Annotated in this window: 21 protein-coding genes; 4 read left to right on the forward strand and 17 right to left on the reverse strand. The window is 69.3% G+C overall.

All coding sequences use genetic code 11. From position 1 onward, the window contains the following. Nucleotides 1-10: 10 nt before the first annotated feature. The 15 genes from ispG to ACGFSB_RS04715 form a co-directional block, all read right to left on the reverse strand. Nucleotides 11-1177: a flavodoxin-dependent (E)-4-hydroxy-3-methylbut-2-enyl-diphosphate synthase gene (gene ispG, locus ACGFSB_RS04645; RefSeq protein WP_393394018.1), complete on the reverse strand. Its 1167-nt coding sequence runs from the start codon at nucleotides 1175-1177 to the stop codon at nucleotides 11-13. 4 nt (nucleotides 1178-1181) lie between these two features. Beyond that, complete coding sequence (gene hpnH, locus ACGFSB_RS04650; RefSeq protein ID WP_393394021.1) at nucleotides 1182-2204, reverse strand: adenosyl-hopene transferase HpnH; 1023 nt, start codon at nucleotides 2202-2204, stop codon at nucleotides 1182-1184. A 5-nt stretch (nucleotides 2205-2209) separates the two neighbouring features. Beyond that, nucleotides 2210-2860 carry a 1-hydroxy-2-methyl-2-butenyl 4-diphosphate reductase gene (locus ACGFSB_RS04655; RefSeq protein ID WP_393394024.1) on the reverse strand — a complete coding sequence of 217 codons (651 nt, stop codon included), beginning with the start codon at nucleotides 2858-2860 and terminating at the stop codon, nucleotides 2210-2212. Next, nucleotides 2860-4854 (reverse strand): squalene--hopene cyclase, encoded by a 1995-nt coding sequence (shc, locus tag ACGFSB_RS04660; RefSeq protein WP_393394027.1) that lies wholly within the window; start codon nucleotides 4852-4854, stop codon nucleotides 2860-2862. The genes ACGFSB_RS04655 and shc overlap by 1 nt, the downstream gene beginning before the upstream one ends. A gap of 101 nt (nucleotides 4855-4955) precedes the next feature. Beyond that, nucleotides 4956-6086: a polyprenyl synthetase family protein gene (locus tag ACGFSB_RS04665; protein ID WP_393394030.1), complete on the reverse strand. Its 1131-nt coding sequence runs from the start codon at nucleotides 6084-6086 to the stop codon at nucleotides 4956-4958. After that, nucleotides 6083-7504, reverse strand: a complete 1422-nt coding sequence (hpnE, locus tag ACGFSB_RS04670; RefSeq protein WP_393394033.1) for a hydroxysqualene dehydroxylase HpnE — start codon at nucleotides 7502-7504, stop codon at nucleotides 6083-6085. The genes ACGFSB_RS04665 and hpnE overlap by 4 nt, the downstream gene beginning before the upstream one ends. A gap of 109 nt (nucleotides 7505-7613) precedes the next feature. Further along, nucleotides 7614-8564 (reverse strand): presqualene diphosphate synthase HpnD, encoded by a 951-nt coding sequence (gene hpnD, locus ACGFSB_RS04675; RefSeq protein WP_393394036.1) that lies wholly within the window; start codon nucleotides 8562-8564, stop codon nucleotides 7614-7616. Next, nucleotides 8561-9457: a squalene synthase HpnC gene (gene hpnC / locus ACGFSB_RS04680; RefSeq protein WP_393394039.1), complete on the reverse strand. Its 897-nt coding sequence runs from the start codon at nucleotides 9455-9457 to the stop codon at nucleotides 8561-8563. The genes hpnD and hpnC overlap by 4 nt, the downstream gene beginning before the upstream one ends. 335 nt (nucleotides 9458-9792) lie before the next feature. After that, the gene (locus tag ACGFSB_RS04685; protein WP_393395734.1) at nucleotides 9793-10578 is read right to left on the reverse strand and encodes an ABC transporter ATP-binding protein; all 786 of its coding nucleotides are present in this window, start codon (nucleotides 10576-10578) and stop codon (nucleotides 9793-9795) included. A 46-nt stretch (nucleotides 10579-10624) separates the two neighbouring features. Then, nucleotides 10625-11554 (reverse strand): ABC transporter permease, encoded by a 930-nt coding sequence (locus ACGFSB_RS04690; protein ID WP_393394042.1) that lies wholly within the window; start codon nucleotides 11552-11554, stop codon nucleotides 10625-10627. A gap of 95 nt (nucleotides 11555-11649) precedes the next feature. After that, nucleotides 11650-12522, reverse strand: a complete 873-nt coding sequence (locus ACGFSB_RS04695) for a glycosyltransferase family 2 protein (RefSeq protein WP_393394045.1) — start codon at nucleotides 12520-12522, stop codon at nucleotides 11650-11652. Nucleotides 12523-12542: 20 nt separating this feature from the next. Beyond that, nucleotides 12543-13322, reverse strand: a complete 780-nt coding sequence (locus ACGFSB_RS04700; protein ID WP_393394047.1) for a CDP-alcohol phosphatidyltransferase family protein — start codon at nucleotides 13320-13322, stop codon at nucleotides 12543-12545. Beyond that, entirely contained in the window at nucleotides 13300-14364 is a 1065-nt protein-coding gene (locus tag ACGFSB_RS04705) for an iron-containing alcohol dehydrogenase family protein (protein ID WP_393394050.1), read from the reverse strand. The genes ACGFSB_RS04700 and ACGFSB_RS04705 overlap by 23 nt, the downstream gene beginning before the upstream one ends. After that, complete coding sequence (locus ACGFSB_RS04710) at nucleotides 14352-15089, reverse strand: sugar phosphate nucleotidyltransferase (RefSeq protein WP_393394053.1); 738 nt, start codon at nucleotides 15087-15089, stop codon at nucleotides 14352-14354. The genes ACGFSB_RS04705 and ACGFSB_RS04710 overlap by 13 nt, the downstream gene beginning before the upstream one ends. Beyond that, on the reverse strand, nucleotides 15086-16729 hold the full coding sequence (locus ACGFSB_RS04715) for a DUF5941 domain-containing protein (protein ID WP_393394056.1): 1644 nt from the start codon (nucleotides 16727-16729) through the stop codon (nucleotides 15086-15088). Before ACGFSB_RS04715 ends, ACGFSB_RS04710 begins: the two co-directional genes overlap by 4 nt. Here ACGFSB_RS04715 and ACGFSB_RS04720 point away from each other — a divergent pair. The 4 genes from ACGFSB_RS04720 to idi all read left to right on the forward strand — a co-directional run bounded on the left by ACGFSB_RS04720 (nucleotide 16721) and on the right by idi (nucleotide 19929). Then, nucleotides 16721-16948 (forward strand): hypothetical protein, encoded by a 228-nt coding sequence (locus tag ACGFSB_RS04720; protein ID WP_393394059.1) that lies wholly within the window; start codon nucleotides 16721-16723, stop codon nucleotides 16946-16948. The genes ACGFSB_RS04715 and ACGFSB_RS04720 overlap by 9 nt on opposite strands. Before the next feature lie 208 nt (nucleotides 16949-17156). After that, nucleotides 17157-18140, forward strand: a complete 984-nt coding sequence (gene galE / locus ACGFSB_RS04725) for a UDP-glucose 4-epimerase GalE (RefSeq protein WP_393394062.1) — start codon at nucleotides 17157-17159, stop codon at nucleotides 18138-18140. A gap of 174 nt (nucleotides 18141-18314) precedes the next feature. Beyond that, the gene (locus ACGFSB_RS04730; RefSeq protein ID WP_393394064.1) at nucleotides 18315-19253 is read left to right on the forward strand and encodes a cation diffusion facilitator family transporter; all 939 of its coding nucleotides are present in this window, start codon (nucleotides 18315-18317) and stop codon (nucleotides 19251-19253) included. Between the two features lie 82 nt (nucleotides 19254-19335). Further along, nucleotides 19336-19929: an isopentenyl-diphosphate Delta-isomerase gene (gene idi / locus ACGFSB_RS04735; protein WP_393394067.1), complete on the forward strand. Its 594-nt coding sequence runs from the start codon at nucleotides 19336-19338 to the stop codon at nucleotides 19927-19929. 13 nt (nucleotides 19930-19942) lie between these two features. On the opposite strand, the gene ACGFSB_RS04740 is transcribed toward idi, so the two are convergent. Both ACGFSB_RS04740 and ACGFSB_RS04745 read right to left on the reverse strand, forming a co-directional pair. Next, nucleotides 19943-20422 (reverse strand): ATP-binding protein, encoded by a 480-nt coding sequence (locus tag ACGFSB_RS04740; RefSeq protein WP_393395736.1) that lies wholly within the window; start codon nucleotides 20420-20422, stop codon nucleotides 19943-19945. A 141-nt stretch (nucleotides 20423-20563) separates the two neighbouring features. Beyond that, nucleotides 20564-21226, reverse strand: a complete 663-nt coding sequence (locus tag ACGFSB_RS04745; RefSeq protein ID WP_393394070.1) for an HdeD family acid-resistance protein — start codon at nucleotides 21224-21226, stop codon at nucleotides 20564-20566. Nucleotides 21227-21319 lie beyond the last annotated feature (93 nt).

Below are 21319 nucleotides of genomic sequence, written 5' to 3' on the forward strand. Positions count from 1 at the left end.
CCGGTTGAACTCAGCTCACGGTGACGTCGGGCACCCCTGAGGTGACCCCCTCGCCCTCCATCTGTTCGGCGATCTTCATCGCCTCTTCGATGAGGGTCTCCACGATCTTCGACTCGGGGACGGTCTTGATGACCTCGCCCCTGACAAAGATCTGCCCCTTGCCATTGCCTGAGGCGACACCGAGATCCGCCTCGCGGGCCTCCCCAGGCCCGTTCACGACACATCCCATGACGGCGACCCGCAGCGGCACTTCCATGCCGTCGAGCCCCGCCGTCACCTCGTCGGCCAGTTTGTACACGTCGACCTGGGCGCGTCCGCAGGACGGGCAGGAGACGATCTCCAGGCGGCGCTGCTTGAGGTTCAGCGACTCCAGGATCTGGATGCCGACCTTCACCTCCTCGGCGGGCGGCGCGGACAAGGAGACGCGGATCGTGTCGCCGATGCCCTCGGAGAGCAAGGCCCCGAACGCAACTGCCGACTTGATCGTGCCCTGGAAGGCGGGACCCGCCTCCGTCACACCGAGGTGCAGCGGGTAGTCGCTGGCCGCGGCCAGCTGACGGTAGGCGTTGACCATCACCACCGGGTCGTTGTGCTTGACCGAGATCTTGATGTCCCGGAAGCCGTGCTCCTCGAACAGTGAGGCTTCCCAGAGGGCGGACTCGACGAGCGCCTCCGGAGTGGCCTTGCCGTACTTGGCGAGCAGCCGCTTGTCGAGCGAACCGGCGTTGACTCCGATGCGGATGGGCGTGCCCGTCTGCGAGGCCGCCCGTGCGATTTCCCTGACCTTGTCGTCGAACTGCTTGATGTTGCCCGGGTTCACCCGCACCGCGGCGCAACCGGCGTCGATCGCCGCGAACACGTACTTCGGCTGGAAGTGAATATCGGCGATCACCGGGATCTGCGACTTCCGCGCGATCGTGGCAAGCGCGTCCGCGTCGTCCTGCGTAGGACACGCCACCCGCACGATCTGGCAGCCGGACGCGGTCAGCTCCGCGATCTGCTGAAGCGTCGCCCCGATGTCGGACGTACGCGTCGTCGTCATCGACTGCACCGAGACAGGTGCACCGCCCCCCACTGCCACCGGCCCGACCTCGATGCGCCGCGAGACGCGACGCTCCGAGATCGGCCGGACCGGCAGCTCAGGAAGGCCCAGCGAGACGGGCGTTCCAGTGGTCATGACGTCACCCGCGGTTTCCGGAGACCGTCTCACGGGCGGCGCGGATGGACTCCTTGAGGGAGCCCATGGTGGCGAGCACGGCGGTCGGTTCGTAGCCGCAGTGCGCCATGCAGTTGGCGCAGCGCGGGTCCTTGCCGCGGCCGTACTTGTCCCAGTCGGTCTCCTCGATGAGCTCCTTGTACGTGGGGACGTACCCGTCGCTCATCAGATAGCAGGGGCGCTGCCAGCCGAAGAGCGAGTAGTTCGGGATCGCCCACGCGGTGCACGGGAAGTCCGCCTTGCCCTCGAGGAAGTCGAGGAACAGCGGCGAGTGGTTCAGACGCCAGCGCCGCCTGTTGCCGCCCGCGAAGGCCTTCTTGAAGAGTTCGCGGGTCTGCTCGACGCCCAGGAAGTGCTCCTGGTCCGGCGCCTTCTCGTAGGCGTAGGCGGGCGACAGCATCATCTCGTCGACTTCCAGCTCGTCGTTGAGGAAGTTGAGGACCTCGATGATGTTCTGCGGGGTGTCGTTGCTGAAGAAGGTCGAGTTGGTGGTGACCCGGAAGCCACGCTTCTTGGCTTCCTTGATGGCCTCCACCGCCTCGTCGAACACGCCCTCCTTCGCGACGGATTCGTCGTGCCGCTCGCGCATTCCGTCGATGTGCACGGCGAACGCGAAGTACGGGGAAGGCGTGAACTTCTCCAGCTTCTTGCGCAGCAGCATGGCGTTGGTGCAGAGGAAGACGTACTTCTTCTTCGCCACCAACTGCCGCACGATCTCGTCCATGTGAGGGTGCATCAGTGGTTCGCCACCGGCGATGGACACCATCGGTGCACCGGATTCGAGCACGGCGCCCACGGCCTGGGCCACCGGCATCCGCTGCTTGAGCACTCCGGCCGGGTGCTGGATCTTTCCGCATCCCTCGCACGCGAGATTGCACGCGAAGAGCGGCTCCAATTCGACGATCAGCGGAAACTTCTCACGCTTGCGGAGCTTCTGTTCAATGAGATACGTCGCGACCTTGACGGTCTGGCGCAGCGGCATGGCCATCTGGCTCACCTCCGAGGGAGCAAAGAAGAACGGTGCCATTCGAAAAATGCGGGAAGCACGGCACGAAGGACGCGGAAAGCTGATATTCCACCGCGCACCGTGCCGATACGGACGAGTTCGTGCTGTGGGGCGTCCACGACCACCCGGACGGCGGCAACCGGCCGCTGTCCCGCCCGTGTCGCGCTGTGCAGAGTCGCGGCGGACTCCATGTCCACCGCGATCGCCCCGGTGGCGAGCAGGTCCGCGCGTTCGTTGCCGCGGACGACGTGGTCGGAGCCGGTGAGCGGGCCGGTGTGCACGGTGCGTCCTGGCACGGCCCGCATCAGCTCCTTGACCAGCAGTTCCGTCCCTACACAGGGTGTTCGGCCGTGTACGTCCCGGGTCTCATCGGCGACGACCAGATCACCGGGGTGCATACCGGGGGCGAGCCCGGCACAGAAGCCGGTGGCCACGACGGCTGCGTGGCGCATCGGCTCCTTGCCCAGCGCGTCGATGACGGCGCGCTCGGCGTTCTTGGGGCCCATTCCCGTACGGAGCACGGTGACCCGCCCGTGCGAGCCGCCGCGGTCACCTGTGCGCAGGGCGAGGTGCTCGATGCCGAGCGCACAGGCGATCAGCAGCGGCGCGGGGTCCGGCCCGGCCGGGGTCCGGCCCATCAGCCCCCCTTGCCGGAGGCACTGGCGAACGGCTCTCCGTTGACGTACCGGCCGAGTGCGGTGAGCGGGAACACCTGGCGGTAGAGGTGGTAGTTGATGGAGAAGTCCCAGGGGAACCCGGTGCCGGTGAAGTACGGCTCGTCCCAGGAGCCGTCGGCCAGCTGGGTCTCGGCGAGCCAGGCGATGCCACGCTCCACGGCCTTGGAGTCCCGCTCGCCGGCCGCGAGCAGCGCAAGGAGCGCCCAGGCGGTCTGCGAGGCGGTGGTGGCTCCGTGGCCCCGCCACTCCTCGTAGCGGTAGGAGCGCAGGTCCTCGCCCCAGCCGCCGTCGTCGTTCTGCACCGACTCCAGCCAGCGGACGGCCCGGCGCAGCGCCGGGTGCGAGCCCGGCAGGCCCGCCGCGGTGAGCGCGGGCACCACGGACCCTGTCCCGTATACGTAGTTGACGCCCCAGCGCCCGAACCAGGAGCCGTCCGCCTCCTGTTCGGCGAGCAGCCACTCGATGCCGCGCCGGGTGCGCGGGTCGTGCGCCTTGCCCTCGATGGCGAGCATCTCGACGACGTGCCCGGTGACATCGGCGGACGGCGGGTCGATGACCTCGCCGAAATCGCAGAACGGCAGCCGGTTGGGGAACGGGCTCGTGTTGTCGGCGTCGAAGGCGGCCCAGGCGCCGTTCTTGGACTGCATACCGAGGTTCCAGCGCACGCCACGGGCGATCGCGTTCTCCAGGCGCGGGCGGTCCGGATGATCCACCCTGCGCAGGGCGAGGACGACCTCGGCGGTGTCGTCGATGTCCGGGTAGTTGTCGTTGTGGAACTCGAACGCCCATCCACCGGGTGCCAGTTGGGGCCTCTTCACGGCCCAGTCGCCGGGCCGCACGATCTCCTCGCCCAGCATCCAGTCGGCCGCCTTGACGAGCTGTGGATGGTCGGCCGGCACGCCCGCGTCGGCGAGTGCGATGGTCGCGAGGCAGGTGTCCCAGACCGGCGACTGGCACGCCTCGATCATCCGGGCGCCGTCCTCGCGCCAGACGGCGAAACGGTCGAGCGACGCAAGTCCGGCCTTCAGGACCGGGTGTTCCAGGTCGTAGCCGAGCAGATGCAGCGCGATCACCGAGTAGACGGCGGGCGGCTGGATGCCGCCCCAGCAGCCGTCGTTCTCCTGGCGTTCGATGATCCAGCGGGCGGCGCTGTTCATCGCGGCCTCGCGCACCTTGCGCGGGGCGACCTTGTGGTAGACGTGCAGCGCCTTGTCGAGCCGCTGGAAGACACCGTCCCAACTCCCCAGAGGAGCAAGGGGTGTGGCGGGGTTCGGCAGGCGCGCGTCAAGGTGCAGCTCGTCCAGCGGGAAAGGCGCGGGCCTGACGGGGCGCTTGGCGGAGACGATCGTGAGCGGCACGATCGTCTGCCGGGCCCAGCACCCGAAGTCGTAGATGTTGAGGGGCAGCCACTTGGGGAAGTAGATGAGCTCCGGCGGGAGTTCGGGCAGGTCGTCCCACTTCCACCAGCCGAACAGGGCGAGCCAGATGCGGGTGAAGACGCGGCTCGCGGCGATGCCGCCCTGGTCGCGGATCCAGGCGGCGGCCTTCGCCATGTGCGGGTCGTCCGGGGCGTCGCCCGCGAGACGCAGCGCGACGTACGCCTCGATGGTGGTGGAGAGTTCGCCGGGTCCGCCGTGGAAGCCGGCCCAGGTCCCGTCGTCGCGCTGCTCGCCGCGGATGAAGAGTCCGGCGGCGCGGGTGGTCGACTCGTCCCGGATTCCCAGGAACTGACGGAGCAGCAGGTCCTCGGCGTCCATCGTCACGTTCGTGTCGAGGTCGCCCTTCCACCAGCCCTGGGCGTCCTGCTGCGCCAGCAGGAAATCGGTGGAGCGCTGTATGGCGCGCGCGGCGGCGTCATGCGGCCTCGCCGTCGCGGCGGTCGTGTCGAGTGGCTGGCTGGCCGAGGCTGCGCGGGGCGCTACCGCTCCGGTGCTTCCGTCGGTCGTCGCTGTCATGGCTTCCCCTTCGTGCAGTCGTCTTCTCTGCTGTGGGTCCGCCGTCGGCCGACGCGCTGGGCGCCGGCCGGCGACTGCGAGTCATATACGCGCGATAGTGATCATCTCTTCCGTACGACGACGAAGTCGGCGAGCGCGACGAGCTGAGCCCGCACCCGGTCCGGCATCTGGATGGTGTCGAGCGCCTCGATGGCGATGGTGTGCTGGCGCCGGGCCTCGTCGGCGGTCCACTCGCGGCCGCCCGCCTGCTCGATCAGGGCGGCGCGTGCGGCGAACTCCTGCTCGGAGAAGCTGTCGAAGTCGTTGCTCTTGGCGTCCGCCGCGAGCAGCTCGCCGAGCTGCTCGGACGCGGGCCCGCCGGCGGCGAGCGCGGCCACCACCGGCAGTGACTTCTTGCGCTGGCGCAGGTCGCTCCAGGTCTGCTTTCCGGTGGCCTCCGGGTCGCCCCAGATGCCGAGCAGATCGTCCACGGCCTGGAAAGCGAGGCCGAGGTGGTAGCCGTACTTCTCCAGGACGTCGGCGGTGTGGTCATCGGCGCCGCCGAGGACCGCGCCGATGGAGACGGCGCAGGCGAGCAGGGCGCCGGTCTTGTTGCCCTCCATCTCCAGGCACTCCTCGACGGTGACCCGCTCGCGGTGCTCGTAGGAGATGTCCTGCGCCTGGCCGTCGATCAGCGCGCGCGTGGCGGCGGTCAGGCGGCGCGTGGCGCGGCCCGCCTCGACGGTGCCGATCTCCAGGAGGATCTCGTTGGCGAGGGCGAACAGGGCATCGCCGACGAGGATGGCCTGCGCCGGGCCGTGCACCTTCCACACCGTGTCGCGGTGGCGGCGCTGCTCGTCGCCGTCCATCAGGTCGTCGTGCAGCAACGAGAAGTTGTGCACAAGCTCCACGGCGACCGCGCCGGGAACACCGACTTCCGGTGCGGCGCCCGCGGCTTCCGCGGAGAGCAGGGCGAGCGCGGGGCGCACGGCCTTTCCGCCGTCGCCGTCGGACGGGTTGCCCTCGGCGTCGATCCAGCCGAAGTGGTAGGCGGCGACGGTGTCCATGGGCGGCGCGAGGCGGTCCACGGCGGACCGCAGCACCGGGGTGGCCAGCGTCCTTCCGCGCTCGAGCAGTGAGGTCACGTCCACCGTGTCGGCAGCCGGTTCGGCCGAGGGCACAGTCGGCACAGTCTCTCCTCTTGTTCCAATGCTGGATTTCTGGGGACCTGACCCCAGAAGGTCTAGCTTCACGCGGCCTCCTCGACGTCGAAGAGGTGATCACGGGGGCGGTCGAGTGCGGCGAGAGCTGCCCCGGCGGCGCTGATGCCGCTGCGGACGGCGCTCTCCATGGTCGCGGGCCACCCGGTGGCGGTCCACGCCCCGGCCAGGTACAGGCCGGGAGCCTTGGTGCGGGCTTCGGGCCGCAGCCGTCCCACGCCGGGAGTCGGCGCGAACGTCGCCGTGCGTTCCCGCGTCACGAAGAAGTCCCGTACCTCCGCGCCGTGCGCCGCGGGCAGCAGCCGTTCGAGCTCCGGCAGATAGCGCTCGCGCAGCGCGGCGACGGGCGCGTCGATCTCGTCCTGGGCCGCGGACTGGGACAGCGCCAGATACTGGCCTTCGGTGAGCCCGGAGGCGTCGGTCCTGTCGAAGACCCACTGCACCGGCGAACCGATGGCCGCGAAGAAGGGCCGCTTGAGCACCTTGCGGTCGTACACGACGTGGATGTTGAGGATCGGCGCCGTGTCGATGTCGAGCAGCCGGTCGGGCTCGTCGAGCGCGCCCTCCGGGAGCAGGTCGTGCGTCTCGTGCTGCGGCACGGCGAGCACGACGGTGTCCGCCTCGATGTCCTCACCGGGAACTTGGACCTTCCAACCCCCGTTGTCCGTAGGGGAGATGGAGGTGACCCGTGCCCTCAGTTCGGTTCGCACGCCCGCGGAGTCGAGCGCCTTGCGGGCGAGCGTGTCATGCAGATCACCGAGGGGCACCCGCGCCCAGCCGATGTCGGCTGCGCCCGGTTCCGACAGCAGCCCGGTCTTGAACACCATCGCGGCGAGGCCCAGCGAGGAGTCGCCCGCGACGGCGTTGAGCGTGGCCACGCCGACCAGGTCCCACAGGGCCTCGATGGCGCGCGCCGACTGACCGTGCCGGGCCAGCCAGCTGCCGAAGTCCTGGCCGTCCAGCTTGGGGTCGGCCGGGTCGAGTCCCTTGAGGGCGAGCGCGGCGCGCCCCACGTTGGCGCGCTCCGCGAGCGACAGATGCGGATACGTGGCGAGGCTCGCCGCCAGATGCAGCGGCACGGGCAGCGCGGTGCGGCGAAGGCGCCCGAGCCGGTTCCGGTCGGCGTCGAGCACCGGCACGTCGAGACGTTCCTGCAAGGGCGCGAGGTCCGCGCCTTCGACGCGGTCGAGGAACCAGCGGTAGGCGGTGCAGCAGCGCAGATAGACGTGCTGGCCGTTGTCGACGGTCAGTTCGCCGCGTTTGAAGGAGAACGCGAGCCCGCCGAGGCGCGGCCGCCCTTCGAGCAGCGTCACGCGCATCCCGGCGTCGGCGAGCGACAGGGCGGCGGTGATCCCGGCCAGACCGCCGCCGACCACTACAGCGGCCGCCCCACCCGGGCGGCCTGTGGCGTCCGCGTCCGGCCGTCCGGGCCGCACATCGTCGTTCGTCATGCAGTTTCCCCCTCGGCCGTTGCAGTCTGGGACGCCAGGGTGGAGCGGAGGGTTGCCCACCGGTTGACCAGGGATGCCCTACGCCCATCGTGTGCGCCGCCGATGCCCGTCACGCACGCCTCCTGACGGCCTGTCGGGAGATGGTGCGCGCGTCGAGCCCGGAGAGACCACGCACGGCGACGTACGCCTTCTCGCGGCCCGGCAGCGAGACACGGCCGCGCAGAACGGCCTCCGGCTCGCGCTCGATCCGGTCGAGAAGCCGCCGGTAGATGCCCGCCATGGCGGCGACACAGGCCCCGCTGCGCCGGTCGAGCATCGGGAGGAGGCGATATCCCTCGGCGAACAGCGCCCGCGCCCTGCGCACCTCGAAGTGCACGAGCCCCGCGAAGTCGGAGCCCGCGGGCGGCTCCGAGCCCGAGAACCCGGCGGAACAGCCGAACTTGGCGAGGTCGTCGGCGGGCAGGTACGTACGGCCGTCCTCGGCGTCCTCGCGCACGTCACGCAGGATGTTGGTGAGCTGTAGCGCGAGGCCGAGCGTGTCGGCGTACTCCGCGGCGCGCTCGGCATGGAGTGCGCCGCGTTCCGTACCGAACACGCCGAGGGAGAGCCTGCCGATGGCCCCGGCCACACAGCGGCAGTAGACCTTCAGGTCCTCCCACGTCTCGTACGTCTCACCGCGGACGTCCATCAGGACGCCGTCGATCAGCTCGTCGAGACCGCCGAGCGGAATCGGGAAGTGCGTGGCGGCATGTGCGAGCGCGACCGCGACGGGGTCGGTGTCGTCCTCCTCCACCTCGCCCTCGCGGATCCGGGCGAGCAGGGCCCGGGTGTCGTCGAGGCGGTCGGCCTTGACGTCGGGCGCGAGTGCGCCGTCGCCGATGTCGTCCACGCGCCGCGAGAGGGCGTAGAGCGCCGACATCGCGCGGCGCTTGGGCATCGGGAGCAGCCTGATGCCGTACGCGAAATTGCGTGCCTGCTGTCCGGTCACGGCCTCGCAATAGCTGTATGCGGCGAGAACCGGCGCGGACACGTTCGGGCCTGACTCCACGGTCCGGCTCACCCCTCTCCTCGCAGAACCGCCCCCACCTCGCGCAGCAAGCGCGGCTTGGTGGGCTTGGGCGGTCCAGGAAGTACGTCGTATCCGGCAGCGGCAATCGCCGAGACCGCCGCCCTCCCCCCAGCCACGAAACCCGCAAGCAGCACCTTCAGCCTGCCGTGGACGCTACCCACCAGGGGGGTGCCTTCATTCAGGAGGCAGCGGGCGCGTTCTGCTTCATATGCAACCAGTGCGCGCACCGACGCGCCTGCTGTCGGTGCGGCCAGATCCCGCTCCTGGACATGAAACCGCTTCATGTCCCCGGCGGGCAGGTAGATGCGGTCCCGTGCCAGATCCTCGGCGACGTCCTGTAGGTGCTCGACGATCTGGAGGGCGGTGCACACCGCGTCCGAGCGACGGATCCGCTCCGGGGTCGCGGTGCCGGTGATGCCGAGGACCAGGCGGCCCACGGGGTTGGCGGACAGCTCGCAGTAGGCGAGGAGATCGTCGTACGTCTCGTAGCGCGCGACGAGCTGGTCCTGACGGTTGGCCGCGATCAGGCCGAGAAAGGGTTCGGGCGTGAGGTGACAGCGGCGCACCGTGGGCTGGAGGGCACGCATGAGCGGGTGGTGCGGGGTGCCGTCGAAGACCCGGTGCAGGTCGGCCTCGAAGGCGTCGAGGAGGACGAGCCGGTCGTCGGCGGACTCGGGGTCCACGCCGAGATATCGGGCGTCCGCGCCACCGGGGGCGAGATCGCCGTCGCCGATGTCGTCCACGAGGCGGGCGTAGCCGTACACGGCCATGAGGTCGTCGCGCCAGGCTCGGGGCAGGAAGAAGGGCGCCACCGGGAAGTTCTCGTCCGCGGCCTTCGCGAGGACGGCGGATGCGTCGCGCAGCTGGAGATCATCCATAGCCATTGCCGTCACATCTCCCGTTCTACACTGCCGACCCAATACATCCTATTTCGGACACGCCGCCCGGTCCCCCGCGAGGCGGACCGTGCCGTGAGCCGGGCACCGCGCGATATCGCCCCACTTGCCGCGAATCAGCACCGCTACAGCTTACGTTGTACAACGCGGCATGGATCGTCGGGGTGTTTCGCACGTCACAACAACACACCGATTGGCCTCAATCTTCCCTGGGTGTCCGTGACTTGAAATATCCACCGGGGCAGTCGAAGACTCAGGACGCGACAGGGCCCCACCGGGTTGACTCCGGTGGGGCCCCGCCGCATTCGGGTGTACGGGACTACCTACTTGCCCGTGAACTTCTCGTACTCCTTGATGACCTCGTCGGTCGGTCCGTCCATGCGCAGCTCACCGCGTTCCAGCCACAGCACGCGGTCACAGGTGTCACGGATCGACTTGTTGTTGTGGCTGACCAGGAAGACCGTGCCCGCCTCCTTACGGAGCTCGCGGATACGGGCCTCGGAGCGCTTCTGGAACTTGCGGTCACCGGTGGCCAGGGCCTCGTCGATCATCAGCACGTCGTGGTCCTTGGCCGCCGCGATGGAGAAGCGCAGGCGGGCCGCCATTCCGGACGAGTAGGTGCGCATCGGCAGGGTGATGAAGTCGCCCTTCTCGTTGATGCCCGAGAAGTCGACGATGTCCTGGTAGCGCTCCCTGATCTGCTCGCGTGTCATGCCCATCGCGAGCCCGCCGAGTATGACGTTGCGCTCGCCCGTCAGGTCGTTCATCAGGGCCGCGTTGACGCCGAGCAGCGAGGGCTGGCCGTCGGTGTAGACCTTGCCCTTCTCCGCGGGGAGCAGTCCCGCGATGGCGCGGAGCAGCGTCGACTTGCCGGAGCCGTTCGAGCCGATCAGGCCGATGGCCTCGCCGCGGTAGGAGGTGAAGCTGACGCCGCGCACGGCGTGCACCTTGCGTACGCCACGCTCCTCGCCGCGCTTGAACATGCGGCTCAGCGCGGAGGTGGCGCTGCCCTTGCCTGTCTTCGCGCCGTTCACGCGGTAGACGATGTGCAGTTCGTCGGCGATGACGGTGGGGATGTGCGCCTTGGAGAAGTCGACAGCGTCCTCGATCTTGCCGTTCCTGTCGATCTTGTCGCTCTTGCCGGCGGAGTTGTCTTCAGCCACGGCCGTATCGCTCCTCAGCCTTCCAGAAGTACACGAAGCCGCCCACGGCGACCAGCACGGCCCATCCGGCCGCGACCGCCCAGACGTGCGGCGGCAGGTTGTCCGAGCCGTAGCCGTCGATCAGGGCGAAACGCATCAGGTCCATGTAGATGGCCGCGGGGTTCCACTGCAGGACGTCCGAGATCCACTCGGGCTTGGTCTTGAGCATGACCGGGATGGAGAACATCACGCCGGAGGCATACATCCACGTACGCATCACGAACGGCATCAGCTGCGCGAGGTCGGGGGTCTTGCTGCCCAGCCTCGCCATGATCATCGCGAGACCCGTGTTGAACAGGAACTGCAGGGCGAGGACCGGGAAGATCAGCAGCCACGACAGCCGCGGGTAGCTGCCGAAGCCGATCGTGATGAGGAACAGCACGATCATCGAGAACAGCAGCTGCTGGAGCTGCTGGAGCGAGAAGGAGATCGGCAGCGAGGCCCGCGGGAAGTGCAGCGCACGGACCAGGCCCAGGTTCCCCGCGATCGCCCGGACACCCGCCATCACCGAGGACTGCGTGAAGGTGAATACGAAGACTCCCGTCACGAGGAACGGGATGTAGATCTCCTTCCCCATGCCCCGGTCGGCGCCCAGGATCAGACCGAAGATCAAGAAGTAGACGAGCGCGTTCAGGAGCGGCGTCGCCACCTGCCACAGCTGGCCGAGCTTGGCCTGGCTGTACTGGGCGGTCAGCTTCGCCTGTGAGAAGGCGAGGATGAAGTGGCGCCGTCCCCAGAGCTGGTGGACGTACTCGACAAGTCCGGGCCGGGCGCCGCTGACGGTCAGACCGTACTTGGCGGCGAGATCGGTTCGGGAGAGCCCGTCATCGGGCGACGGAGGTGCGGTCACCGCGACTCCGCCGTCATGCGTTGTCTCACTCACGAGTGGAAACTTTCGTCTTCAGATGCGCAGCCGGTCGGGCGTAGGCGTGGGCCAGGGACCGGGGTATGGCCCAGATGTTCTCAGACCCGAGCTTGTCAGATGACAGGAGGTCGGCCCAGTCGGGTCAGCCGCCACACCGTACGCCACCGCATCGGATTGCGCGGTCCGCAAGGCGTCGTCCAGCCCTCCTTGAACCCGCCGAACCAGGCCTTGAGCGCCGGGCCCGAAGGCCGCCTGGCCAGGGTCAGGAGCATCCAGACACCGAGGTAGACGGGGACCAGGAGCGCGGGCAGATTCCGGCGGGCGAGCCAGACGCGGTTGCGGGCGACCATCCGGTGGTAGACCGCGTGCCGGGACGGGGCGGTCGTCGGGTGGAAGAGCACCATGTCGGCGCGGTAGTCGATCATCCAGCCCGCGTTCAGCGCACGCCAGGCGAGGTCGGTCTCCTCGTGGGCGTAGAAGAACTCGTCGGGCAGTCCGCCGACCTCGGCCATGACCTGCGTACGGACCGCGTTGGCGCCACCGAGGAAGGTCGTCACGCGCGATGAGTGCATCGGGTCGGACGCGCGAAGGCGCGGCACGTGGCGACGCTGGGTCTCGCCCGTGTCCGGGTCGGCGATGCGGAAGCTGATGATGCCGAGCTCCGGGTCGGCGGCGAAGGCCTCGCGGCACAGCTGGGCCGTGTCCGTGTTGGCCAGGAGGCCGTCGTCGTCCAGGAAGAGCAGGACGTCGACGTCGGTGCCGCCGGTGCCGAAGGCCTCGATGCCGACGTTGCGGCCGCCGGGGATGCCGAGGTTCTCGGGCAGCTCGACGGTACGTACGCCTTCGGGGACGTCGGGCACGGGGGCGCCGTTGCCGACCACGACCACCTCGACCGGGTCGCCGTCCTGCTTGGCGACCGAGTCCAGGAGGGCACGCAGCTCCTGGGGGCGGTTGCCCATCGTGATGATGACCGCGCCGACCTTCATGGGCCGGTTCCCCGCCGCACTCACTTGAGCCTGCTCGAAGCGAGGATGGACACGAGGTGCAGCAGCGTCTGAAGGAGTGCGATGCCGGCGAGTACGGCGACACCGATCCGCGAGAAGAGCAGGTCGCCCCGCACCGAGTCCACGATCGCGAGGACCAGGATCAGCAGGGACGCCTCGATGCCGAGCACGAGCCGGTGGAACTTCAGAGCGCCCGCGGCCTTGCGGGCCAGGGCCATGCCGGACGAGCGCGGCTCGGAGGCCGACTCCTTGACCGGCGCGAGGCCCTGCTGGTGCCGGGCGACACCGACGAGGTCGGTCTCGGCCTTGATCAGGATGGCGCCGAGCGCGGCGAGCGTGCCGAGGAAGGCCCACAGCCAGTCGATCCGCCCCGATCCCCACAGGTCGGCGGCGCGCAGACCGAAGCCGACCAGGACTGCGGCGTCGCACAGGTAGGCGGCGACACGGTCCAGGTAGACCCCGGCCATCGAGTACTGCTTGCGCCAGCGGGCGATCTCGCCGTCGACGCAGTCGAGCAGGAGATAGAGCTGCACCATCACCACGCCGAGCACGGCGCCCGTGATCCCCGGCACCAGAAGAGCCGGGGCGGCGAGGGCGCCGGCCACGGTCATCAGATACGTGAGCTGGTTGGGCGTGATCCTGGTGTTCACCAGGTAGCGGTCGCAGCGCAGCGAGATCTCTCGCATGTACAGGCGTCCCGCCCAGTGCTCACCGCTGCGCCGGTCCTTCACCCCTGCGGGGTGAACGACGGGGCGGAGTTCAGCTACCGATGGCCTTGGCATAGTCGGCGTATGCGTCCTTGATCTGGTCAGGGGTCAGATTGAGGTGCTCGAGGATCGTGTAGCGCCCGGGGCGTGTCTGCGGGGCGTACTCCACGACCTGGACGAACTCGTCCACGGTGAAGCCGATCTCCTCAGGCGTCACGGGGAGGCCGTGCCTTCGCAGCACCTCCACCATGTAGGCGGACTCCTCCTTCGCCCCGCGCAGGAACATCGCGAAGGCCGCGCCCAGACCGCACTGCTCGCCGTGGCTCGCCGCGCGCTTGGGGAAGAGGAGGTCGAAGGCGTGGTTGATCTCGTGGCAGGCGCCGGACGCCGGACGGGAGTCGCCCGACACGGACATCGCGATGCCCGTCAGGACAAGACCCTCGGCCAGGACCTGAAGGAAGGCGTCGTCGCCCACGCCGCCGGGGTGGCGCAAGACCGCCTCGCCCGCCTGGCGCGCCATGGCGGCCGCGAGGCCGTCGATGTCCTCGCCGCGCTCGCGGGCGGCGAGCTCCCAGTCCGCGATCGCGGAGATGTTGGACAGGGCGTCGCCGATGCCGGAGCGTACGAAACGTACGGGCGCCTCACGGATCACATCGAGGTCGATGACGACCGCGATGGGGTTCGGCACTCCGTACGAGCCGCGGCCCGCGTCATTGTCGAGCGTGGCGACCGGCGAGCACAGACCGTCGTGCGACAGGTTTGTCGCGACGGCGACCAGCGGCAGGCCGACGCGCGCCGCGGCGAACTTGGCGCAGTCGATGATCTTGCCGCCGCCGAGGCCGACGACCGCGTCGTAGCGGCCCTTCTTGATGGCGTCGGCGAGCTTGATGGCGTCATCGAGCGTGCCGCCGCCCACCTCGAACCACTCGGCGCTGGGCAGCGACGGTTCGAGTCTGCGGCGAAGGACCGCGCCGGAGCCACCGCTGATCGCGATGGCGAGTTTGCCGGTAGACGAGCAGATCCGCTGGTCGGCGAGGACACCGGCCAGGTCGTTGAGCGCCCCCGGCCGGATGTCGACGACGACCGGCGAGGGGATGAGCCTCGTCAGTACTGGCACGCGATCTCCCGACCCTTGGCGAGGTCGTCGTGGTTGTCGATCTCGACCCACTTGATGTCGCCGATCGGCTCCACGTCGATCTTGAAGCCGCGGTTGACGAGCTCCTGGTAGCCGTCCTCGTAGTAGAGGTCGGGGTCGCGCTCGAAGGTGGTCTTCAGCGCGTCCGCCAGCTCTTCGGCGGCGTCGCCCTCGATGAGCGTGACACCGATGTACTCGCCGGTCGCGGTCGCCGGGTCCATCAGCTTGGTGATCTTCTGGACGCCCTTCGCGGGGTCCACGATGACCTTCATCTCCTCGTCGGCGAGGTTCTTCACCGTGTCGAGGGCGAGGATGATCTTCTTGCCTTCGCCCCGGGCGGCGAGCAGCGTCTTCTCGACGGAGACCGGGTGCACGGTGTCGCCGTTGGCGAGGATCACCGTGTGCTTGATCGCGTCACGACCGCACCAGAGGGAGTAGGCGTTGTTCCACTCCTCGGCCTTGTCATTGTCGATCAGCGTGAGCTTGAGGCCGTACTTCTCCTCGAGCGCCGCCTTGCGGTCGTAGACCGCTTCCTTCTTGTAGCCGACGATGATCGCGACCTCGGTCAGACCGATCTCCGCGAAGTTGCCGAGGGTCAGGTCGAGGATGGTGGTGTCACCATCGACCGGCACCAGGGCCTTGGGAAGCGTGTCGGTGTAGGGGCGAAGACGCCGTCCGGCGCCGGCCGCCAGCACAAGGCCGATCATGCGGGTTCTCCTTCATCGTGTACGGCGGGTGCTCCACGTTTGTGAGCGGTCACCCAGTAGCGGATGCTCTCGACGAGCACCACGAGTGCCACGGCCACGGCGAGTGCCGTGAGCGCGACGGTGAAATCTGTGTCGGTGAGCAGCGCGGCGGCGAGAGCGACCACCAGGGTCCTGCCCTCATGCCCGCCGATCGCCCGCACCAGCCAGTGCGGCGGCGCGCCTGCGTCGCCGCGAATGCGGTACACCGTGTCGTAGTGATGGTAGGCGACGGCGGACACCAGTCCGAAAGCCGCGGGCAAGGCTCCGTTCACGTCCGCCTTGGCGGCGAGCAGCAGGATCGTGCCGTACTCGGCCGCGCGGAAGAACGGCGGGACGAGCCAGTCGAGGGCGCCCTTGAGGGGGCGGGCGACGGCGAGGCCCGAAGCCATGACGTAGACGACCGCGGCGACGACCACCCAGGGGCTGCCGTAGGACGTGAGACCCGCCACGCAGGCGATCACGGCGCCGCCGGCGAAGGCGAGTGCCGGTGCGGGCACCGGCAGACCGCCGGGCTTCAGTGCCGCGAAGGCGGACGCGAGCGGCCCGGTGTCGGCGAGGTCCGCGAGTGCCTGTGCGGCGCGGTCGGTGCGGGTCGCCCTGCGGGTCAGCGAGCGAAGGACGCGCCCTGCCGTGGTGTAGCAGGCGGCGAGACCACAGCCGATGATCAGGACGATCAGGGTGATGCGCGGCGTCGTGACCGCGGTGAGCACGGCGATCAGCGCCCAGCGCTCACCGATCGGAAGCACGATCATCCGGCGTAGCCATACGGTCCACCCGACGCTGTCGAGCTTGTCCGAAAGGGCCGCGGTGGGGCTGGTGTTGGCGGTCGCGTCGTGGTTCGCCTCGTTGAAGGAGAAGTCCACGACGTGCCGGGAGGTCTGCAGGACCATCGCGCCGAGCGCCAGCGCCCATACGTCGTCGCCACCGCGGGCCGCGCCGAGCGCGAGGCCCGCGTAGTAGGCGTACTCCTTGGCGCGGTCGAAGGTCGCGTCGAGCCAGGCGCCGAGCGTCGAGTACTGCAGGGAGTAGCGGGCGAGCTGCCCGTCCGTGCAGTCCAGGACGAAGGAGAAGAGCAGCAGCAGGCCGGCCGCGACGAAGCCGACGCGGGTACCGGTGGCCGCGCAGCCCGCCGCGATCAGGGCGACGAGCAGCGACGCGGTGGTGACCTGGTTCGGGGTGAGGCCGCGGCGCGCGCACCAGCGGGCGATGTAGCGCGAGTAAGGGGAGATGCAGTACGTCGTGAAGAAGCCGTCCCGGGACTTGACCGCGGTCCGCAGGCGTACGGCCTCGTCGTCCACGGCGGCGACGGCCTGCCGTGCCTCGTTCCGCGTCTGCGGATCGCTGGGCACGGTGGCGACGAGGGTGCCGAGGTCGGGTCGGTGGACGTCGTGTCCTTCGGCGGTCAGGGCATCGGCGACGTGGTCGGCGAGCGCCTCGACCGTCAGTGCGGAGCCGCCGCCGTTGCCGGAGCCCGTGGTGGTGCGCAGGGCGCGGGTCAGGTCCGCTCGGGCCTCGGGCTGTGCGGTGACCGCGCCGGGGACCGCTGATGCGGCGAAGCGCGGGTCGGTGAGGCCGAGGCGGAGCGCGTGGACGTGGCCCACGAAGCGTGCGTCGACAATCGCGACGCGCTGACCGGCCGGGACGGCGGTGAGCAGGGTCTCGGTGTCCGCCGCGTCGGAGGCGACGCGGACGTCAAACCCCAGGGACCGCAGATCGCCTTCGAGCGGCGACCCGGGGACCGGTTGACCGGTCAGGATGGCGGTCGACAGACGAACTCACTCCTTGATTCCCGGCGCGGCTCGCGCCGGGCACGTGCGTGAAGAGGGGGGCGCCCCTGGCCGACAGCGGCCGGGCGGCACGTCGGCAGAGGCTATCGGATGATGGGAAGCGGGCGTTCACCGCCCGTTCACGGCCCGATAAGCACGGCCTGCGAGGGCCCGTGCCAACTCGATCATCATGGTCGATCGGGGGCGGCACCCACAAACCGCACTTCGTTCGACCGGCACAAACGACATAAAGTCGACGCCCATGACATGGATGATCACAGGCGGAGCTGGATATATCGGGGCACATGTGGCGCGGGCGATGGCCGGCGCCGGGGAGCGGGTCGTCGTGCTCGACGACGTATCGGCCGGGGTGCCGGAGCGCCTCCCTCCGGACATACCTCTCATCAGGGGCTCATCGCTCGACGGTGAGCTGCTGCGGCGGGTCTTCGCCGAGCACGAGGTGACGGGTGTGGTGCATCTCGCGGCCCGCAAGCAGGTCGGCGAGTCCGTGGAGCAGCCGCTGCGCTACTACCGGGAGAACGTGGGCGGCCTGGTGACGCTGCTCGAAGCGGTGGCCGATGCCGGGATCAAGCGGTTCGTCTTCTCCTCGTCGGCGGCGGTGTACGGAAACCCGCCGGACGTGGATCTGGTGGCGGAGAACACGCCCTGCGTCCCGATCAACCCCTACGGAGAGACGAAGCTCGCCGGGGAGTGGCTGGTGCGGGCGGCAGGACGGGCGCACGGCATCGCGACCGTGTGCCTGCGCTACTTCAACGTGGCAGGTGCCGTGACCCCCGAGCTCGCGGACACCGGGGTCTACAACGTGATCCCGATGGTCTTCGACCGGCTCACCCGCGACGAGGCGCCGCGGATCTTCGGCGACGACCATCCGACGCCGGACGGCACGTGCGTCCGCGACTACATCCACGTCGCCGATCTCGCCGACGCGCACCTCGCGGCGGCCCGCCGCGTCGAAGCGCGCCCCGAGGGTGACCTCACGGTGAACATCGGCCGCGGCGAGGGCGTTTCCGTACGCGAACTCGTCACGCTCATCGGTGAGATCTCCGGCGACGACCGTCCGGCGCTCGTCGAGCCGCGCCGCGACGGCGACGCCCCGCGTGCCGTCGCGGACGCGGGCCTGGCCGCCGATGAGCTGGGCTGGAGGGCTCGGCGCGGGGTGCGCGAGATGGTCGAATCCGCGTGGGACGGTTGGTGCCACCACCATCCCGGTGCGCGCCGCTCCTGATCCCGCTCCACTTCCCCCAACGCTCTGACCTGCTGTCATTTCCGCAGGTCAGAGCATATGACAACGGTGTTCAGTGCCGTGTTGCCGTATACCCCCCTCCCGTAGTTGACTGTCTTCGCGGCAGACACGCGCAGGGAACCGAAGACCGATACCGAGCACACGGAGGCGGCTTCCATGGGGGCTGGGCACGACCACGGACACGCGCACGGGGGGCCGCCCACGGGCACCGCGACAGCGGCGTACCGGGGACGGCTTCGCATCGCGCTCTCGATCACGATCACCGTCATGGTGGTCGAGATCGTCGGCGGCATCGTGGCGGATTCGCTCGCGCTCATCGCGGACGCGACGCACATGGCGACGGACGCCCTGGGCCTCGGCATGGCGCTGCTCGCCATCCAGTTCGCCGGTCGCCCGCCTACGGAGACCCGCACCTTCGGCTACGCACGCGCCGAGATCCTCGCCGCGCTCGCCAACTGCCTCCTCCTGCTCGGCGTCGGCGGCTATGTCCTGTACGAGGCGATCCAGCGATTCATCACGCCCGCCGAGACCGAGGGCGGACTGACCATCGTCTTCGGACTCATCGGCCTCGTGGCGAACATGATCTCGCTCTCGCTCCTGATGCGCGGCCAGAAGGACAGCCTGAACGTGCGCGGCGCCTTCCTCGAGGTCCTCGCGGACGCGCTCGGCTCCGTCGCGGTGATCGTCGCGGCGGTGCTCATCCTGACGACCGGCTGGCAGGCCGCGGACCCGATCACCTCGCTGGTCATCGGCCTCATGATCGTCCCGCGTACGGTGAAGCTGCTGCGGGAGACCCTGAACGTGCTCCTGGAGTCGGCGCCGAAGGGCGTCGACATGGCCGAGGTCCGCTCGCACATACTGGCGCTGCCCGGCGTCGAGGACATCCATGACCTGCACGCATGGACGATCACCTCGGGAATGCCGGTCCTCTCCGCGCACGTGGTCGTCAGCACGGACACGCTGAACGCGATCGGCCACGAGAAGATGCTGCACGAGCTTCAGGGATGCCTGGGCGATCACTTCGATGTCGAGCACTGCACCTTCCAGCTGGAGCCGGTCGGCCACGCGGAGCACGAGGCGAAGCTCTGTCACTGAGGGTGGTTCCGGTGGTTTCCGGCCTGAAGCACCCGTCGCGTACGGCAGACTTGAGGCTCGAAGACCGAAGCGAAGGATGGGTATGCCGATCACACCTGCCACCGCGGCGAACAGCTCGTCGAACGGCACCGGAGAAGCGATCTTGCTGGAACTCGTCGACGAGGACGGCAAGACGATCGGCACAGCGGAGAAACTCTCCGCGCACGAGGCGCCCGGGCAACTGCACCGGGCGTTCTCTGTTTTCCTCTTCGACGAGCAGGGGCGTCTTCTGCTGCAGCAGCGCGCCCTGGGCAAGTACCACTCCCCCGGCGTCTGGTCGAACACCTGCTGCGGGCACCCGTACCCCGGAGAGGCGCCGTTCGCGGCCGCCGCGCGCCGGACCTACGAGGAGCTCGGCGTCTCGCCCTCGCTCCTCGCCGAGGCCGGCACCGTGCGCTACAACCACCCGGACCCCGACTCGGGCCTGGTGGAGCAGGAGTTCAACCACCTCTTCGTCGGCATGGTGCAGGCGCAGCTGCGGCCCGACCCGTCCGAGGTCGGCGAGACCACGTTCGTGACCGCCGACGAGCTGACGGCGCGGCACGCCCAGGGGCCGTTCTCCGCATGGTTCATGACGGTCCTCGACGCGGCGCGTCCCGCGATCAGGGAGCTGACGGGCACGGCAGCCGGCTGGTGAGCCGGCTGCCCCTCTAGACGGCGCCGTTGGGCTTCAGGGGCAGGGCCGCCCAGATGACCTTGCCCCCGCTCGCGGTGTGTTCGACGTCGCAGGCACCGCCCGCCTCCTGCGTGATCTCGCGTACGAGGAGCAGCCCGCGGCCGCCCGTCTGGCCGTGGTCGGCCACCAGCGCGGTCGGGCGGTAGGGGTGGTCGTCCTCCACGGAGACCCGCACCCACTCGGCGCCGACCGCCACCTCCACCGCGAGCATCGGCGAGAGCAGGGCGGCGTGCCGCACCGCGTTGGTGACCAGTTCGGAGACGATGACCAGCAGGCCGTGCACGAGGTCGTCCGGCGCGGGCACGCCCTGGCGCGCGAGCAGGTCGCGTACCGCGTGCCGCGCCTGGGGCACCGAGGCGTCGACGGCGGCCGCGGTGAACCGCCACACGCCCTCGTACGGCACCTTTCCGCTCTCCCGAGGGAGTGGGCCAGGGCCCCTCCCGTCGTTGTCCATCGTCCGGTCGCCGCCCTTGCGCTCGATTGTCACCACACATCGAGTGTTGGGAATGCTCTGGTCCGGACCCCATGACTGACCAGAAGTCAGCGACTATCGACGACTTTTGACCACTGACGGTTGACCACGCCAGCTGTGCGACTACTCCTGTTCCCCTGGTTTCGCTTTCAAGCTTTCTTCGGGTTGTACGGGTTGTTCGGGACGTTCCGCTTCCTGTCCCTCGGCGACCATGCTCACGATCCGGCGCCCGCCGAGACCCGCGGCGAGCAGGCCGAGGCCGTCGAAGAGCAGCGCCAGCGAGAAGAAGCAGCCGATCACGTACTGGCTGCTGCTCGGCCAGTTGGCGAGCACCAGGATGCCGAGCAGCAGACCGAAGGCGCCCTGCACGAGGGTCCAGCCGAACTGCGGGCCGCGCACCACCAGGCTGCCGACCAGGCGGAACACACCACCGGTCAGGAAGAGCAGCGCCGCGAACATCGTCAGCGCCTCCGCCGCCACATCCGGCCTGCGAATGATCACGACACCGGCGGCGATGTTCAGCGCGGCCACGACGACACCGAGCCAGAAGAAGTTCGTGCCCCGCGACTGCACCGCGTGCAGCAGGCCGACAAGGCCTCCGACCAGGAGCAGCCAGCCGAAGAGCAGCATGGAGGTGAGGGTGGCGACGCCGGTATAGACGAGGCCCACGAGCCCTGCCACCGCCAGGATCGCGCCGAGCAGGGCCAGCCAGCCGAGGCTGCGGCTGAGCTGTTTGGCGTCCGGGGTCTCCGGTGCGGCGGCTTTCGCGCTCTTGGGTCGGGCCATCGGCGTCTCCGTCCTGCTGCCCCCACTGCGCAGAGTTCTCAGGGCCGCCCCTTCTTGATCGTACGTTCGAGGAGTACGGATAGCATCCGGCGC

The sequence above is a fragment of the Streptomyces sp. NPDC048441 genome (assembly GCF_043200235.1).
In the GTDB taxonomy this organism is placed as follows: domain Bacteria; phylum Actinomycetota; class Actinomycetes; order Streptomycetales; family Streptomycetaceae; genus Streptomyces.

Bases quoted from the DNA above. Each gene is read 5' to 3' on its own strand.
- ispG (WP_393394018.1), bottom strand. From the start codon at position 1,177: ATGACCACTGGAACGCCCGTCTCGCTGGGCCTTCCTGAGCTGCCGGTC.
- hpnH (WP_393394021.1), bottom strand. From the start codon at position 2,204: ATGGCCATGCCGCTGCGCCAGACCGTCAAGGTCGCGACGTATCTCATT.
- ACGFSB_RS04655 (WP_393394024.1), bottom strand. From the start codon at position 2,860: ATGGGCCGGACCCCGGCCGGGCCGGACCCCGCGCCGCTGCTGATCGCC.
- shc (WP_393394027.1), bottom strand. From the start codon at position 4,854: ATGACAGCGACGACCGACGGAAGCACCGGAGCGGTAGCGCCCCGCGCA.
- hpnE (WP_393394033.1), bottom strand. From the start codon at position 7,504: ATGACGAACGACGATGTGCGGCCCGGACGGCCGGACGCGGACGCCACA.
- hpnC (WP_393394039.1), bottom strand. From the start codon at position 9,457: ATGGCTATGGATGATCTCCAGCTGCGCGACGCATCCGCCGTCCTCGCG.
- ACGFSB_RS04695 (WP_393394045.1), bottom strand. From the start codon at position 12,522: ATGAAGGTCGGCGCGGTCATCATCACGATGGGCAACCGCCCCCAGGAG.
- ACGFSB_RS04700 (WP_393394047.1), bottom strand. From the start codon at position 13,322: ATGCCAAGGCCATCGGTAGCTGAACTCCGCCCCGTCGTTCACCCCGCA.
- ACGFSB_RS04710 (WP_393394053.1), bottom strand. From the start codon at position 15,089: ATGATCGGCCTTGTGCTGGCGGCCGGCGCCGGACGGCGTCTTCGCCCC.
- galE (WP_393394062.1), top strand. From the start codon at position 17,157: ATGACATGGATGATCACAGGCGGAGCTGGATATATCGGGGCACATGTG.
- ACGFSB_RS04730 (WP_393394064.1), top strand. From the start codon at position 18,315: ATGGGGGCTGGGCACGACCACGGACACGCGCACGGGGGGCCGCCCACG.
- idi (WP_393394067.1), top strand. From the start codon at position 19,336: ATGCCGATCACACCTGCCACCGCGGCGAACAGCTCGTCGAACGGCACC.
- ACGFSB_RS04740 (WP_393395736.1), bottom strand. From the start codon at position 20,422: ATGGACAACGACGGGAGGGGCCCTGGCCCACTCCCTCGGGAGAGCGGA.
- ACGFSB_RS04745 (WP_393394070.1), bottom strand. From the start codon at position 21,226: ATGGCCCGACCCAAGAGCGCGAAAGCCGCCGCACCGGAGACCCCGGAC.